This window comes from Cellulomonas timonensis (genome assembly GCF_900046455.1).
Taxonomy (GTDB): Bacteria; Actinomycetota; Actinomycetes; order Actinomycetales; family Cellulomonadaceae; genus Cellulomonas_A; species Cellulomonas_A timonensis.
The window spans coordinates 691,794-707,217 of the sequence record NZ_FCOT01000013.1; the positions used below are offsets into that span (position 1 = coordinate 691,794).

Here is a 15,424-nt window from a genome sequence, read left to right on the forward strand (position 1 = left end):
GGGCCATGCCCGGGCCGTATCCGCCGGAGTTCCGGCGTCGAGCAGTGGACCTGGCCCGTAGCGGTAAGCAGCCGGGCGCGATGGGCGCGTCCGATCTGGGGATCAGCGAGTCGTGCCTGCGCCGATGGATGGCCCAGGACGACGTCGATACCGGCCGCCGGGAGGGGATCAGTACCGATGAGCAACTGGGCCAGCCGCGAGGTGGCCTTGGCAATCTTCGGTTGGATCGAAGGCTTCTAGGACCCAGTCGACGCCACTCCGACTTCGGCTACCGGTCCCCGAACGACTTCGAGGATCAACACATCGCAGCGACCGCGGCGGCGGCATGATCACCACAACGCAACTGTCCGGGAAACCGGATCACGCTGCGCCCTCTGCGCGCCGTTTGCTGCGGCGTCCGTGTACGGGACGGCTCGGAAGTGCCTGGATGAGGCGGCGCAGGCGGGTTGGTCTCGCGTCCCACCCCTGCAGGCGCGGTCCCCGAGCGCGGCCCGGCGCGGTTCTCTCCGCAAAACGGCTGACATTGGCAGAGCCGGCAGCACGTGGTTCGGTCCACGAGGCAGGCACATGTCTCGCGGACGCGACGCGAAGACGGGGCTGGGCCAATCGGGTTCACCCCGTAGAACCGACCTAAACCCGCGGCGCGACGAGTACGTTCCATTCATGCCACCAGGGACGGCGGAGCGCACGGTTACGCACGAGCTCTACGACGATGACATACCCCTCTCGGCGATCAAGGAGCAGTGGAGCCGCGCCACCCTCGACGCGATCGCAGCGCCAGTGGCCCTCGACGTCTCCAGTTGGAAGACCGACTACGACGGCTTCGATGTCACCCTTCGCTCGGACCACGACTACGGACCAACCGGCGTCTACGGACCCAAGCTCGACATACAGCTCAAGTGCACGTCCCAGCAACGCGTGCTCAGGGATGACCACGTTGCGTGGCAGCTGGACGCGAGGACGGCCGGCAAGCTGTCCACGCCGAATCGCGGCACGATGGCGATCCTTTGCGTTGCAGTCACACCGGAGCACCCCGGGCACTGGCTGGAGTGGCCCGAGGGCGGCCTGCTTGCGTACTCACGCACCTACTTTCTCCGCGGCTCGGAGATCGCGGTCCCGGGCGTCGGACAGGAGAGTCAGGTCGTTCATCTGCCGTACGCAAACTTGCTCACCCCTATCAGTCTTCGCTCGCTGATGGAAGAAGCCGCAAACTGGGTGGCGAGCTGATGGACGTGCACGAAAGGGAGTTGTTGGAGTTCGCCGACATCTTCGTGCCGCGCAGGCTCTCCCAGTTCCTTGCCACAGAGCGGTGGGCACCCCGACCGAGCCGTCCCTACCAGCAGACGTGGCTCCACGACGCAGGTGATGGTTCGCGAGTCCGGGCGGTACACGTTCCGACCGACTCGGCACTAATCGACTATGCGAAGCGCCTCAACGAAGCGGTGTACGACATCGCCGCGATCTACGACTGGTCGTTGAGCGAGTTGGCGGAGCGAGTTGCCTCGATTCAAGCTGACCTGTACTTCGTCCGAGTGCGGGACGCCTCGCCAGACGGGACGATCCCGCTCCACCTGGCGGCGGACGTGCTCGATTCTGTGGAAAAACTCGTCAAGGCGGCCGCCAACCGCGCTAACAATCCGAAGGCAAGCGGCAAAGGGCGCACATCCGAGAGAGTCAAGGAGTTTCTCGAGGATGACCTACGCATGGGGCACACCAAGCGCGGGAGCTTCATCATCACTGTCGCCGCTCGACTGCAGGACGATCGCACTGCCGGAGCCCCCGAACTGCAGCAAGACGGCCCCGATCAAGACGCTCCACCGGAGCAGCTCGCGGGCTCTACGCCTGCCGAGGCTACGAGTCAAGACGTTGCTATCGAAGCGTCGAGTGACGATGTCGCGCCGGTTGTGGACGACACCGCCGCAAGCCTCGACTTCTCTCGGCGTGTGATGACAACGCTGTCTCGAGCGCTGAGCATCACGCAAAGACACCTCACGGAGGGCGACGACTACATCGGGTTCGACGAGGCTGTGGCCGACGGCATGCTGGCGCCCGTAGTCGAGGCTGTGGAGGAACTGTCGGCCATCGCCATGGGCGGAGGAGTAGAGATGTCCTTCCAATGGGCCCCGTCTCTGCCTCAGCAGGAAGACGTCCCAGACACCGTGGCGTTCTCTTCGGAGGCACTTGGTCGAGCGCCTCGGACGCTCGAACGATTCCGTCGTCAGGATGAAGGCGATGACCCGATCGACATCGCCGGATTCGTCGTGGCACTTGAACGCGAAGAGGGCGATGACGTCGACTCGGGTGAAGTAGTCATCCAGGCCGACGTCGGCGGCTCCGTTAAGAAGGTTCGCGCAGAGTTGTCCGGAACCGACTACGAGTGGGCGGTGGTCGCGCACCGACAGCGCCTTCCCTTCACTGTGAATGGCCGCCTCGGGAAGAAGGGCAACCGGTGGGCTGTGCTCGGGCCGGTCACCGTCGATACGTCGTTCCTGCAGGCGTGGCAACGCAGGCGAATCGAGGCTTTGGGTGGCGACGCGCCCGAGGACATCGGGCCCCCGGAGGTCTGAGCGACCGCGGGCTGCCCTAATCAGCCACGGTCCTCCGCTGTGCAGGCTGCTACTGCTCAGACAGCCGATCCGATGCGAAGCTGGAGGGTTGCGCCGGTGGCTCCGGTCTTGCGAATGTAGCCACGCGCTTGGGCCTCACTGTTGTGTCTTGTGAGCGTGCGGGCGATCTCTTGTACGCTCATCCCGCTTTCGTAGGCACTGGTGGCTGCGCCAGCACGCAGAGACCGGGTGCTGCCCCAGGGCCGGTCGTCGATGAGGCCGGTCATGGCCCGGATTCGGTGGCGTCCGTTCTGGCGGGTCATAGGCCGAAGATGGCCTCCGTAGTACGTGGCGAAGACGGGGTCAGTGTCTCGACTCTCTCCCCGGCGTGAACACGCGAGCAGTTGCTCCAGGGCGCATGCCGCGCAATCCGCCGGGCAAGGTGTTTCGGGGGTACCCCGGTGGGGTAGGTCATACCCGAGGTCGCGGCCCGACTTGCCGTCCAGGAATCGCACCCAGACTCCGTCAGCGTGACCCATGACGTCCTGGCGGGTGAGCTTCTTGAGCTCGGCGTGTCGGCGTGCCGTCGCCAGGCCTACGAGCAGGTACGCGCGATCGCGCAGATGCCGCCATCGATCGGGGTCCAGGGCTAGCCAGTACGAGTCCCACTGCGCATCGCTGAGTGTGGAGGCCGGCGCGGTGAGGTCGACGCCGACGCGCTCGGCGGCGGCGCGGATGCGAGTACGCACGCGGTTGCGATTGCTCAGGATGGTGAGGTGCCTCTCCCACACGGCCGCTGTGTCGGCGGTTAAGGAAATGCGATGGGGAGTATGAGGCAGATGAAGTTCGTGTCCGTCCGCGGTGGCCACCAGCTCAAGGGTCGTAATACTGGCCCAGCAATGTTCAAGCGGCATCGCTAGGTCGGCAATAGAACGCAGTTCGAACAAGCCGGCGCGGAGCGCGGCGACGGGTGCGGAGGCTGTGGCGTTCTCGAGCCCGGCGACGATTTGCTGGGCCTCTTGGATTCGGAGCGGTTCGACGAGTGCCAGCGGTGCGTGGCTGTTCAAGCGCATCCTCGTGAGCTGTCGCTTGACTAGTTCTCCGCCTAGGCGACTTCCAGAGGTTGTGAGGTAGAAGCGGTTAATCTTCTGCACCGTGGCGCGAGCGGTCGTCCACGACCAATGGCCGTTGTCGAGTAGGTAGGCCAGCAGGAGCGAGTCGTCGAGAGGTTTGAGTGGTGCTCGGTTGATGCGCCATCGCTCGAAAGCCCGTGCCGCGGTCAGGTCACTGTCATCGAGTCGGGGGGCGGTGAACTCTTCGATGACGGCGTTCGCAAGATCGGCGCGATCGTTCATCGGAGGTCCTCGGCGATCGACTCGAGGAGTCCATCGACGGTGCTGCTTTTCGGCTTGTCGAGGTAATTCTTGGTCGTGGTGTCTATGCGAGAGTGGCGCATTGCCTCAGAGATATCGTCGTCGCGGAATCCGTCCGCCTGCGCCTGGCTCGCGAACCCTTGGCGGGCGCTGTGCGGGGTGAGTGTCCGTCGAGTACGGGCGTCGAGACCCGTGACTTTGACGCCGCTGTTGAGAAGCCAGATCCGGGTGGCCTGGTACAGCGCCCGGCTGCCGGGCGCGCCTGCGGCGTCTACTGGCCTGGAACAGAACTCGCCGACAAGGGGTGGAGTCCAGCGGGTACGACTCGCAAGATAGGCGCGGGTCCACTCGTCGTAGTTGCGCATGGCGGCGACGGGGCACATCGGGCCGCCTTCGGGGACAAGGGTGAAACGACGCGGTCGGGCGGCGTCCTCGGTCTTGCCGGCCACGCTGATCGTGACATTTTCGGAGTGGAATGCGACGTCGGTGTGGTGTAAGCCGTCCATGTCGTCGAGCCGCAGCCCGACGGCGAACATGGGAAGCAAAGCTGCCCGCATGCGCATCCAATGGGCGGCGGTGTGATCGAGCCCGAGGGCGATCCTCGTCCAAAGGTGATCGTCTTCGACGGTGACGCGGTCACGGGCGAAATGGGCACGGGGGAGTCGCCGGGCGAGGCGCCTGGTGGCGTGCCGCAGGCTGTCGATCTCGCGAGGAAGAAGATATGGCGCATCTGGAGCTTCGCGGAGCCACGCGCGTATGTGGCAGTGCCCGCAAGCAGCTCCGGCCACGGGATCGTCGACACGCTCGCGCAAGCATCGCGTCGTGGTCGGCCCGTTCCCGATGTCCGCAACGATCACGCTGCGGTCGGACGAGAGTATCGAGCTGGGGTTGAGCCTCGTGAGGTGGGAGAGCGGAATCTTGAGCGCAACGGCGACGGCGCGGGCGCGGGCCTGGACCGTGCTGGGATTGGGAGTTGCGGCAGTGGGTTTGCTCTGGAAGAGGTGCTGGAGGTGGCTACGGGTGAGAGGAGCGGCCGAGATGGTGGTGTGAGACGCGGTCCTCACGTAGCCGCGGCGGAGGTCCTTGATGCGGTCTTGGTCGCCGGCCCATGGGAGGCCCGCGGAGCGGTGCTCGATGCGGAGTGCGGCGAGCACGCCTTCCAGGGTGATTGGTGCGAGCGGCTTGCCCAGTCGGGTCCGGTGCTGGTCGCCGTCGCGGGTGTGGGAGCGGGTTCGTCCAAGTTTGCTGGCGACGATGAAAGCGCTGAGCTCCTCCGCGGTGATGGCCCGGGCGTCGTGAGCGGCGAAGTCGATCGGGAGAGAGTTGGTCTGGGCGTAGGGGATCCAGTACGCGTGAAGCTTGCTGGCGTACTCGCGCTCGGAGGACGTCTTGAGCGCGCTTGGTCGGGCACGGAGTTCATCAGCGGTGGCTTGTGTGAGGCGGTAGAGGTCGGGGTCCATGCAGGGCACGGTGCGGTGTGGTCGCGGGCCCGCAAGGAGGCCACGGTGGCTCGCGTTCGCTTCTTGCTGTCGATGCTGTCGATGCTGTCGTGTGTGGACGTTCAAGGCCGGGTCACGAGGGGCACCCTGGTTCCGGCACCGCCGTGAGGTGAGCGTCGATCCCTGACCAGTCTTCAGCCGTCGGCGACACGCGCATCGCAACCCGGAAAGCCCTTGAGGTGCGTCGCTGACACTCGTTCATGCGCCCGGCAGTTTGGGGACGGCTGCGGTGCGCGATCACTCGTCGAGATTGAGCTGGACGGTGTCGCGTCCCCGGCGGCGTCGGCCCCGCGGGCTCGGTGTGCTGGCAGGGCGGCTGTCTGGGGTGGGAGAGCGGGTGTGCGGCGGATCAGAGACGAGCGGATCCTCGTGCGGTCCGCCGGGCGAGGAGGGTGTCGGCCGCCTCGCTTTCGGGAGTTCGTAGGCGGGCGCGGTCAGGGCCGACGGCGCGAAACGCCACTGGCGGCCGACGCGAACCGCAGGCAGCTCGCCTTGCTTAGCTAGGCGTCTGCAGGTGTTGAGATGAATGTGGAGGACGACCGCGGCAGCGGCCGCGTCGATGAGGTTCTCGTCGTTCTGCATGGCGGACCACGGTGAAGAGAACTTGGGGTGCCGCAATGTACGCACGCGGACCTACTCGGCAAGGCGCGTCGGTGCGGGCATTGCCCCGGGGCGTGGCCCGAGCACGGTGCTGGTCATGAGCAGAGGAATCGCGACCCCCCGTCCGTACATGGAGTTGCTGACCGTCACGGCGGCCAGCGTTCGAGCTGAGGACACAGTGCTCGAGAACAGGACCCCCGATGCTGTGAAGGTCAGGCGACAGAGGAGGGATGCGCTGGGCGCTCTCGGCTGGCGGCTGCGCTATAGCGATCCGCGTAGCGCGCGACAGCCCGAGCGAACGTTCTATGGCTCCTACGCCGACGCGGTCCGTGAGCTTGCTGACTTCGAACGAACGGCGACGGCTGCAACTGTTGCCCCGACGGTGCGGTTGAAGGCGATCACGCTGCAGGAGTGGGCGATCGAGTGGCTAAGGATGCGGCGGTGGAAGCACGCACCGTCGGGTGCGTTCGCCGGAGAACGTCGTCCGCACTCGACGTTCGCCAAGGAGCGCAGCATCGTCGAGGCCTACCTCCTCCCTGGACTTGGGCCGCAGACGAAGCTGCGGGCCATCACCCTCAGGGGACTCCGCGAGTGGATCGGCGGTCTGACGCTCCTGGACGACCGAGGAGTCCGGGGCGACCAGCCAATGGCACCGTCCTCCAAGACGACCGTGGCGAACGTGGTGAAGCTGTTCTTCCGTGACGCGACGCGGGAGCTCGGCTTGTCTCCAAATCCGGCCGCAGGCCTCCCTACCACGTGGGGCACGGACACCTCGGACCGACGGATCCTCGTACCGAACCTCGGGCGGGTCGAGGAGCTGGCATGTGCCCTGGACGAGGCCTGGCCTCTGCCTGGTTGGGCCGAAGGGCTGTACGGCCCGAACGGTGAAGGCCGAGGCGACATCGTTCGGCTCCTGGCCTTCTCGGGGATGCGGTGGGAGGAGTCGGCCGCGATGCCGTCGGGACTTGTTCACCGAGCAGACAAGCTCATGACCGTCAGGTACACCGCGACGGAGAGCGGCGGGAAGCGCGTGTGGGTCGACGGGACGAAGACGGGCGCCGGCGAGCGCCACATTGTCATCGTGCCGCAGTTGCACGACGTGATCGACCGGCTTGACGCCGTCCGTGCGCGGGGTCTGGAGCTCGAGGCTGAGAGAGCGGGCCGCCGCGAGGTCCGCGGGGGACGGAGTCCTGTGGCGCCGCCTACGGGCTCGTGGTCGCTGCTCGTGTCGGGCGAGCGGGGCGGCTTCGTCTCGTACGGACAGTGGCGCAAGCAGCTGGCCAAGGCGCGAGCGGCTTCCGGCGTGGACCTGACGGCGCACGAATTGCGGCACGTCGCCGCGAGCATCTTGTACGCGGCTTTGGGCGCCGACTGGAGCACGATCAAGGAGCAGATGGGCCACAAGAGCGCCCAGGAGACTGAACGAATCTACGTTCACGTGTTCCGGGGCGACCGCGCACGAGTAGCTCGAATGCTTGGTGCAAAGATCGAAGAGCTGCGTCAGGACGGTACGGAGTCGCCCAGCCCGCACCAGTGGTGAGCGCGGTGACCACAGGTCCCGCGGGGGCGGCCATCGGGGCGAACGGGTTGTGATGCGACCCTGCCTGTACCCGTTGCCTGGCTGCTCCGTGAAAGTGGGCAAGGGGCCTTCCATGCCGGGGATCGAGCACTTGGCCGTACCCACCGCACCGGGAAGCGGATCCTCACTGTTAGGAGGACGCCGTCATGTCCGACACAAGCCCAAATAGCGCAGCATCACCGCCAGGCATCGTGCTCGTCGTGTTGCTCGCCCTAGGCGCCACGATCTGGTTGAGCATCGCCGGCGCCGGCCCGCTGGACATCCACAGCGAGCACGTGATCGCGCACGCCGAAGGTCCGTGGTCAGTCGATACGGGCGTCGGTCCGCTCACCATCACGCGCATCGATCGCATGGCCGACGGCACGATCGAGATGGACGCGGCGATGACCGCCACAGACCCGTAAACCCGTGGGGTCGAGTTGAAAGTCGTCAACGAGTTCGGCACGGGGCTCAACTGAGTCGCCCCGGCGTGTCCGGAGACTGGATTCCTTGGAAGGATCTGTCTCATGGGACGTCCCAGTAAGTACCCGCGTGAGCTTCGTGAGCGGGCCGTGCGTATGGTCGCCGAGGTGCGGCCGGACTATCCGAGCGAGTACGCGGCGATGAGCGCGGTCGCCCAGATGCTCGGGGTCGGGTCGCCGGAGACCGTGCGCGGGTGGATCCGCCGCGGTCAGGTCGACACCGGCGTGCGGCCCGGTGTCACGAGCGAGGCGCAGGCGGAGATCAAGCGGTTGACCAGGGAGAACGCCGAGCTTCGGCGGGCGAATGAGATCTTGAAGGCCGCCTCGGCTTTCTTCGCGGCCGAGCTCGACCGGCCACACGCGAAGTAGCCGCGCTCATCGAGGCGCACAAGGACCGTACCGAGGCCTGGTTGCGATGGGGTGTCGAGCCGATCTGCGCAGTGCTCAGCGAGCACGGCGTCAAGATCGCCCCATCGACCTACTACGACGCCCGCGCACGTCGCCCGTCGCCGCGCGAGATCAGCGACGAGCAGTGGAAGTCGATCATCACCGCGACGTGGCATGCCCAGCGGCGGCTGCTCGGGGCGCGCAAGCTGTGGCTGCGGTTGCGCCGTGACGGGCACGACGTCGCTCGCTGCACCGTCGAACGCCTGATGCGTGAGCTGGGGCTGGTCGGCGTGCGTCGCGGCCAACGCAAGCGGCCCACGGATCTGGAGGTGCGCGAGACGCGGCCGGCTGACCTGGTCGACCGGCACTTCGCCCGGATGCGCACCGACCAACTGTGGGTCGCCGACTTCACCTACGTGTGGACGTGGTCCGGGTGGGTCTACGTCGCGTTCGTGTTCGACGTGCACTCCCGGCGGATCCTGGGCTGGCGGGCCGCCACATCAATGACCACCCCACTGGTCCTGGACTGCCTCGAGATGGCCCTGTGGACCCGGCGCCGAGAAGGCGCGCTGGACTTCACCGGGATTACGCACCACACCGATGCCGGGTCGGTCTACACGTCGATTGCGTTCACTGACCGGCTACTCGAGGAGCGCATCGACGCCTCGGTCGGGTCCGTCGGCGACGCTTACGACAACGCCCTGGCCGAATCGCAGATCGGGCTCTACAAGTCCGAGCTGATCCACCACGAAGGGCCCTGGCGCGACCTGGACCAGGTCGGGGCCGCGACCGCGTCCTGGGTGCTGTGGTTCAACACCGAGCGCACCCACTCCTCGATCGACGACCTGACCCCGATCGAGGCCGAACAGGTCGACTACTCTCGCGCCGAACCCCTCGAACGAGCGGGCTGACGCCACAAACCAGCCCTCCGGACACGCAGGGGCGACTCAACGCTGCGGTGGGGCAGTTGATTTGACTGCCCCCCTTGAGGCGACTCGCCGGGGACGCGGTGCAGTTCGGGCAGGTCACGGATCGTGGCGGTGGACGCCGATATCGTGCGGGGGCCGGAGCCCTCTCCGCGCACCGCCGGAAGAACGAGAGGACCCTGTGAACTTCTGCCCCGGCTGCGGCCACGCGCTGGCCAGGCCCGATGCGAACTTTTGTGACGAGTGCGGCGTGCTCCTGCGGGCGCAGGCGACAGCTGCCCGGCACCGGTTCGGGGTCGTGGAGGATCCGGCGCTTGCCAGGGTGGTCTGCGCCGCACTCGTGGTGCCGTTCGACGAGCGCACGACCATCACCGTCGAGCAGATGGCATCACTAACGGGCGCCCTCGATGTCGACTCGAGCGACATCCGTGACCTCGAGGGGCTGCAGCACGCGGTGAACGTCACTGAGCTCACCATCGGTGGCCCGCTCAGCTGGGGACTCACCTACCCGCCGGTGGTGGACCTCGGACCGTTGGCGGGACTGATCGCACTGACGAAGCTCACGCTGCGTGACCTGAAGTTCGTCGACGACCTGCGCCCCCTGTCGGGGTTGGCCAGCCTGAAGGAGTTACACCTGCACAACCTGACCAAGGTTGAGGACCTGCGCCCGCTGTCAGCGCTGACCGGCTTGAAGGAACTGCAAATGGTAGGCCTGACCAAAGTCGACGACCTGACCGCTCTGGACGGCTGGGCCGGTCTGACGGGCTTGACGTTGTTCGGCCTGCAACGCGGGCTGGATCTGACGCCGCTGGCGAGCCTGACCGGGCTCACGAACCTGGTGCTGCGCATCGAAGAAGCGGACGTGACACCGCTGGCGGACCTGGACCATCTGACGCTGCTGTTCCTGGCGAAGACAAAGTCGCCTGTCGCCGGGCTGGACGTGCTCGCTCGACGACGCGGCTCCGCCCTGCAGGTCTACCAACAGTAGGTGCCAACCCGGTCGCGGCGCCGCCGGCTAGGCAGGGGATTACCGCACCGGCGAACCGGACCGCTGTCCCGACGTATCCCGGCCGACGCCGTCTGGCACGACCCGCGACGGCGAGATGCCCGGCCTGGCCTGGTGGCGTCGGCGCGGGCCGGTCGGCGTGCCCACGGCGAAAGAACTGACGATCTGCCCGCTTCGGCCGGCGCTGCACCCCTACGATCGTGACTCCGGCGAGTCCAAGGGGGGCGAACGGCGTGGTGGCTGATGGGTAGCGGCATCCAGCCGTACGCGATCCCGGGGGCGGACTTCGACCCTGACGCGGTGCTCGCCGCGGCGAACGCGCTGCGCAGCGGTGGTGGCGCGGTGCGCGACGCGGGCGCGGACGTGGTCTCGACGGCCGCCCAGCCTCAGCAGGTCTCGGCCGGGTTGGAAGTCTCGGACTTCCGAGCTCCGGCGAACAGGTGAAATGTAGTACTCACGCATGCGACGGCCCTGCCGCGACCCCGGGGTCGGTGCGGGACGACGCGACGTTCGCCGAGAACCCGGCTGGCGGCGGCGACCCGACGTCGGAGGTTCCGGACCCGATTTGGAACGTCGTTCGTCTCGGCGTCTTGCCACCGGGGAGGGTGTCTGCCGGCAGGTGTACGCACGTCGCCCGACGCCGACGTGCCAGCTCCGCTGCTCATGGCGTTCCGCGACAACGCGGGGAAGTGGTGGATGGGGGGTTGGCGAGGCGTGCTTGTGGCGATGCAGAGGAGGTGGAGCCCCGGTGGGCGCCAGACCTCGCTCCGTGAGTGGCCTGCCCAACCGTGCCCTCCGGGCCGTCGTGTCAGAACCATCTGGGGACGGACCGAAGAATGGCGGTGGCCCCAGACCTAGCGTTTCCGCAGCTCCGGATCGATGTTGATCGGTTTCATCTCCAACGGGCGGTGGAGCAAGGAGCTCGCCGAGGCGGGAGCGATGTCAGCTGTAGATCTGACTGCGCATGAGCTGCGCAGCGTAGCTGCGCGCCTTCTCTACGCCGGTGGGGCCGACCGGAATCGCCCGCGGCGCGCGACCGTGCAACCCGAGTGCAGCGGTCACATGCGCGGGGCCTGGGAATAGTGAGCCGCAGGCGGCCAGCGGCGCGGGCCCCGCGCGACGGCCTCGCCGTCTCGCGAGGTCTGCCACATGCGCCACAGGGAAGACGAAGGGAACGGATACGCGCTTCCTCGGGTACGACGAAGGCCCCAGGTCGATGACCTGGGGCCTTGCTGGTGGGCGATACTGGGATCGAACCAGTGACCTCTTCCGTGTCAGGGAAGCGCGCTACCGCTGCGCCAATCGCCCAGATGTGCTGCGAGGTGGAGATGGGATTCGAACCCACGTGGACGGCTTTGCAGGCCGCTGCCTAGCCACTCGGCCACTCCACCATGAGAGCCGGTCCCGGCCGGCGTGCGACCAAGATCCATCTCCGAGCGGACGACGGGATTCGAACCCGCGACCCTCACCTTGGCAAGGTGATGCTCTACCACTGAGCCACGTCCGCACAACGGTCCCACCGGCTCTCACCGGCGTTTTCCCGTGCGTGAGAACAATAGCCGACTCTGCGGGTGGTGGTGTCACCCTGCTCGCCGTTGCCGCCGGGGCTGGGGGGTTCCATGCTGGTTCTCCCGGTCCGCACAGGCGGATTCCCCGGGAGCGGGAGGTGCGGCATGGCACGACGAGGTGTGGGGATCGCGGTGCTGGTCGTGGGGCTCGCCCTGGTGGCGACGGGGTGCGCTCCGGGGCCCAACTACGCGGCACAGGCGGGCGGCGGCGGCCCCCCCGGCTTCTGGCTCGGCCTCTGGCAGGGCCTCATCAGCCCGATCGTGTTCGTGATCTCGTTGTTCACGGACACGATCAACATCTACGAGGTCGACAACAACGGGAACTGGTACAACTTCGGCTTCATGCTCGGCGTGTCCTTCGCGTTCGGCGGCGCCGCCGGGTCACGTGGCGCAGGACGCCGGCGTCGGCGTCGCGGCCACGCCTGAGCCGCCCCGGGCTCCCGCAGGGCAGGAATAGCGCGGCGGTCGGGGTGATTGGGTGGACATGAGCTCACCTGTCACCGTGCACGTCTGGTCCGACATCGCCTGCCCGTGGTGCTTCGTCGGCAAGCGCCGCTTCGAGCGCGCCGTCGCTGACTTCGACGGCGAGGTCGCCGTGGAGTATCACTCGTTCGAGCTGGCGCCTGACACGCCGGTGGACTTCGACGGCAGCGAGGTGGACTTCCTCGCGCGGCACAAGGGCATGCCCGAGGCCCAGGTCGCCCAGATGCTCGGCCAGATGACCGAGCTCGCCGCAGCCGAGGGCCTGGCCTTCGACTTCACGTCAGTCCGCCACACCAAGACCCTGCTCGCCCACCAGGCGCTGCACCACGCCAAGTCGCAAGGCAAGCAGCTCGAGCTGGTGGAGCGGTTGTTCAGCGCCTACTTCGAGCAGGGCCGGCATGTCGGCCGCGCCGAGGAGCTCGCCGCGCTGGCGGCTGAGGTCGGGATCGACGAGGCGGGCCTGCTCGAGGCCCTCGCGGACGGTCGCCACGCCCCCGCGGTGGAGGCGGACATCGCCGCCGCCCGTCAGCTCGGCATCCAAGGGGTGCCGTTCTACGTCATCGACGACAGGTATGGGATCTCGGGCGCGCAGTCGCCCGACGTCTTCCGCTCGGCGCTGGAGCGGGCCGTGCAGGACCGTGCGGCGGTCGGCGAGGGCGAACCGGCCGACGCGGGCGCGGCGGGTGGACGATGAGCGCGCATGACGGCCAGCCGGCGTCGTCGCCCCGGCTCGCCCTGGGGGCGCTGGCGGGAACCTTGACGTCGGGGGGTGACGCCGACGCGGGGGCGTGCGTCGGCGGGGTCTGCGCGCTGCCAGGAGGCGCTGCCGCCACCCCGCAGCCCTGAAACCAGGACGCACGGCGCACCGGCGGCGAACGAGTGCCTGCCGGTGCGCCGTGCGTCCTGGTGACTACTTCCCAGCGCCCCGTGCGGCCGCGCGGGCCTCCAGCAGGCTCACGTCCCGCACAGCGCCCTTGTCGGCCGAGAGCGCCATGGCGGCGTAGGCGCGCAGAGCGGGGGAGACCACCCGGTCGCGGGTGCGCGGGTGGTAGCCGCCTTCCGCCTCGAGCCGCTCGCGTCGGGCGGCCAGCACCTCGTCCGGCACGTCGAGCCGGATGGACCGGTTCGGGATGTCGATGACGATGGTGTCGCCGTCCTCGACGAGCGCGATGGCGCCGCCGGCGGCGGCCTCGGGGGAGACGTGGCCGATGGAGAGCCCGGACGTCCCGCCGGAGAAGCGGCCGTCGGTGACCAGCGCGCAGGCCTTCCCGAGGCCGAGGCCCTTGAGGTACGACGTCGGGTAGAGCATCTCCTGCATGCCCGGCCCACCACGGGGGCCCTCGTAACGGATGACCACCACGTCGCCGGCCTTCACGCGCTTGGAGAGGATCGCCTCGACGGCGTCGTCCTGCGACTCGACGACGAGCGCCGGCCCGGAGAACGTCCAGATCGACTCGTCGACGCCTGCCGTCTTGACGATGCAGCCGTCCTCGGAGAGGTTCCCGCGCAGCACGGCCAGGCCGCCGTCCACGGAGTACGCGTGCTCGACATCGCGGATGCAGCCGTTCGCCGCGTCCACGTCGAGCTCGTCCCACCGCGAGGACTGCGAGAAGGCCTTCGCGGAGCGCTGCCGGCCCGGTCCCGCGTGGAACAGCTCGATGGCCTCCTCGGAGGCCGACCCGCCGCGCACGTCCCACTCCTTGAGCCACGACTCGAGCGAGGCGGAGTGCACCGAGTGGACGTCCTCGTGCAGCAGGCCGCCGCGGTGCAGCTCGCCGAGGATGGCGGGGATGCCGCCGGCGCGGTGCACGTCCTCCATCAGGTAGATGCCATTGGGCGCGACCTTCGACAGGCACGGCACCTGGCGTGAGCGCGCCTCGATGTCGGTGAGCGTGTAATCCAGCTCAGCCTCATGAGCCGCCGCGAGCAGGTGCAGCACCGTGTTCGTCGAGCCGCCCATCGCGATGTCCAGCGCCATGGCGTTGTCGAAGGCCGCGTGGGTGGCGATCGCGCGGGGCAGCACGCTCTCGTCGTCCTGCTCGTAGTACCGGCGGGTGATCTCCACGGCGGTGCGGCCGGCGTCCTCGTAGAGCGCGCGGCGGGCGGTGTGCGTGGCCAGCGTCGACCCGTTGCCGGGCAGGCCCAGGCCCAGCGCCTCGATGAGGCAGTTCATCGAGTTCGCGGTGAACATCCCGGAGCAGGAGCCACAGGTGGGGCACGCGGCCTCCTCGATGCGGTCGATGTCCGCGTCGGAGACCTTGTCGTCCACCGCCTCGGCGATCGCCGTGACGAGGTTGAGGCCGGTGCGCGTCGAGCCGTCCGTGAGGGTGGCCGAGCCGCCCTCCATCGGGCCGCCGGAGACGAACACCGTCGGGATGTTGAGCCGCAGCGCGGCCATGAGCATCCCGGGGGTGATCTTGTCGCAGTTGGAGATGCACACCAGGGCGTCGGCCCGGTGCGCCTCGACCATGTACTCCACCGAGTCGGCGATCAGGTCCCGTGAGGGCAGCGAGTAGAGCATCCCGGCGTGGCCCATCGCGATGCCGTCGTCGACGGCGATGGTGTTGAACTCGCGGGCCACGGCCCCGGCCTCGTGGATCGCCTCGGAGACGATGCGCCCCACGGGCTGGAGGTGGGTGTGGCCGGGCACGAACTCGGTGAAGCTGTTCGCGATGGCGACGATCGGCTTGCCGATGTCCTCGCGGGCCACGCCGGCGGCGCGCAGCAGCGCGCGGGCTCCGGCCATGTTCCTGCCGTGGGTGACTGTGCGTGAGCGGAGCTGGGGCATGTGCACATCTCATCACTCCGCCGTGAGTGGCGGCGGCATTGACCGGGCGATGGACACGTCGCGGGCGCCCGACGCCGGATTCTCCCGCAGCCCCCACGCATGGCCTTCGTCCCATGCCCGCGCGGATTCCGCGGTCTACGTTCGAGTCGGGCCCACGAGTCGCCCCGCGCGCGAGCCCCGAGAATCCTGCGGGACCGTGTGAACCGGA

The 15,424-nt window shown here is 68.0% G+C and carries 14 protein-coding genes and 3 tRNA genes; 10 read left to right on the forward strand and 7 right to left on the reverse strand.

What is annotated here, in order from left to right:
* Positions 1-5: 5 nt before the first annotated feature.
* The 3 genes from BN3788_RS18815 (at position 6) to BN3788_RS16545 (ending at position 2,567) form a co-directional block, all read left to right on the forward strand.
* On the forward strand, positions 6-329 hold the full coding sequence (locus BN3788_RS18815; RefSeq protein WP_082813013.1) for a transposase: 324 nt from the start codon (positions 6-8) through the stop codon (positions 327-329).
* Positions 330-663: 334 nt separating this feature from the next.
* A complete protein-coding gene (locus BN3788_RS16540; protein WP_066588536.1) occupies positions 664-1,227 on the forward strand; it encodes a DUF4365 domain-containing protein in 564 nt (187 codons plus the stop codon).
* Positions 1,227-2,567, forward strand: a complete 1,341-nt coding sequence (locus BN3788_RS16545; RefSeq protein WP_066588538.1) for a hypothetical protein — start codon at positions 1,227-1,229, stop codon at positions 2,565-2,567. Before BN3788_RS16540 ends, BN3788_RS16545 begins: the two co-directional genes overlap by 1 nt.
* A gap of 56 nt (positions 2,568-2,623) precedes the next feature.
* Here the strand turns inward: BN3788_RS16545 and BN3788_RS16550 are convergent, their stop codons facing one another.
* From BN3788_RS16550 to BN3788_RS18820, 3 genes are all read right to left on the reverse strand, one after another.
* The gene (locus BN3788_RS16550; protein ID WP_066588543.1) at positions 2,624-3,901 is read right to left on the reverse strand and encodes a tyrosine-type recombinase/integrase; all 1,278 of its coding nucleotides are present in this window, start codon (positions 3,899-3,901) and stop codon (positions 2,624-2,626) included.
* The gene (locus BN3788_RS16555) at positions 3,898-5,379 is read right to left on the reverse strand and encodes a site-specific integrase (RefSeq protein WP_066588545.1); all 1,482 of its coding nucleotides are present in this window, start codon (positions 5,377-5,379) and stop codon (positions 3,898-3,900) included. The genes BN3788_RS16550 and BN3788_RS16555 overlap by 4 nt, the downstream gene beginning before the upstream one ends.
* Before the next feature lie 276 nt (positions 5,380-5,655).
* On the reverse strand, positions 5,656-6,000 hold the full coding sequence (locus BN3788_RS18820) for a helix-turn-helix domain-containing protein (protein ID WP_082813015.1): 345 nt from the start codon (positions 5,998-6,000) through the stop codon (positions 5,656-5,658).
* A gap of 115 nt (positions 6,001-6,115) precedes the next feature.
* On the opposite strand from BN3788_RS18820, the gene BN3788_RS16560 reads away from it, so the two are divergent.
* The 5 genes from BN3788_RS16560 (at position 6,116) to BN3788_RS16585 (ending at position 10,821) form a co-directional block, all read left to right on the forward strand.
* Positions 6,116-7,558, forward strand: a complete 1,443-nt coding sequence (locus BN3788_RS16560) for a tyrosine-type recombinase/integrase (RefSeq protein WP_159066915.1) — start codon at positions 6,116-6,118, stop codon at positions 7,556-7,558.
* 185 nt (positions 7,559-7,743) lie between these two features.
* Complete coding sequence (locus BN3788_RS16565) at positions 7,744-8,001, forward strand: hypothetical protein (RefSeq protein WP_147525160.1); 258 nt, start codon at positions 7,744-7,746, stop codon at positions 7,999-8,001.
* A gap of 102 nt (positions 8,002-8,103) precedes the next feature.
* Positions 8,104-9,356 (forward strand): IS3 family transposase gene (locus BN3788_RS16575; RefSeq protein ID WP_108723879.1). Its coding sequence is split into 2 segments (ribosomal slippage): positions 8,104-8,386 and positions 8,386-9,356, totalling 1,254 coding nucleotides; the frame shifts between segments, so codons are not numbered across the junction.
* A gap of 196 nt (positions 9,357-9,552) precedes the next feature.
* Entirely contained in the window at positions 9,553-10,359 is an 807-nt protein-coding gene (locus BN3788_RS16580; protein WP_147525161.1) for a leucine-rich repeat domain-containing protein, read from the forward strand.
* 261 nt (positions 10,360-10,620) lie between these two features.
* Entirely contained in the window at positions 10,621-10,821 is a 201-nt protein-coding gene (locus BN3788_RS16585; protein WP_066588555.1) for a hypothetical protein, read from the forward strand.
* Between the two features lie 789 nt (positions 10,822-11,610).
* Here the strand turns inward: BN3788_RS16585 and BN3788_RS16590 are convergent.
* The 3 genes from BN3788_RS16590 to BN3788_RS16600 all read right to left on the reverse strand — a co-directional run bounded on the left by BN3788_RS16590 (position 11,611) and on the right by BN3788_RS16600 (position 11,884).
* A tRNA-Val gene (locus BN3788_RS16590) sits at positions 11,611-11,685 on the reverse strand.
* A 12-nt stretch (positions 11,686-11,697) separates the two neighbouring features.
* Positions 11,698-11,768: transfer RNA gene (locus BN3788_RS16595), tRNA-Cys, on the reverse strand.
* A gap of 44 nt (positions 11,769-11,812) precedes the next feature.
* Positions 11,813-11,884, reverse strand: a tRNA-Gly gene (locus BN3788_RS16600).
* A 166-nt stretch (positions 11,885-12,050) separates the two neighbouring features.
* Here BN3788_RS16600 and BN3788_RS16605 point away from each other — a divergent pair.
* Both BN3788_RS16605 and BN3788_RS16610 read left to right on the forward strand, forming a co-directional pair.
* Positions 12,051-12,371: a hypothetical protein gene (locus tag BN3788_RS16605; protein ID WP_066588558.1), complete on the forward strand. Its 321-nt coding sequence runs from the start codon at positions 12,051-12,053 to the stop codon at positions 12,369-12,371.
* Between the two features lie 58 nt (positions 12,372-12,429).
* On the forward strand, positions 12,430-13,122 hold the full coding sequence (locus tag BN3788_RS16610; protein ID WP_066588560.1) for a DsbA family oxidoreductase: 693 nt from the start codon (positions 12,430-12,432) through the stop codon (positions 13,120-13,122).
* Positions 13,123-13,338: 216 nt separating this feature from the next.
* Here the strand turns inward: BN3788_RS16610 and ilvD are convergent, their stop codons facing one another.
* A complete protein-coding gene (ilvD, locus tag BN3788_RS16615; RefSeq protein ID WP_066588562.1) occupies positions 13,339-15,216 on the reverse strand; it encodes a dihydroxy-acid dehydratase in 1,878 nt (625 codons plus the stop codon).
* Positions 15,217-15,424 lie beyond the last annotated feature (208 nt).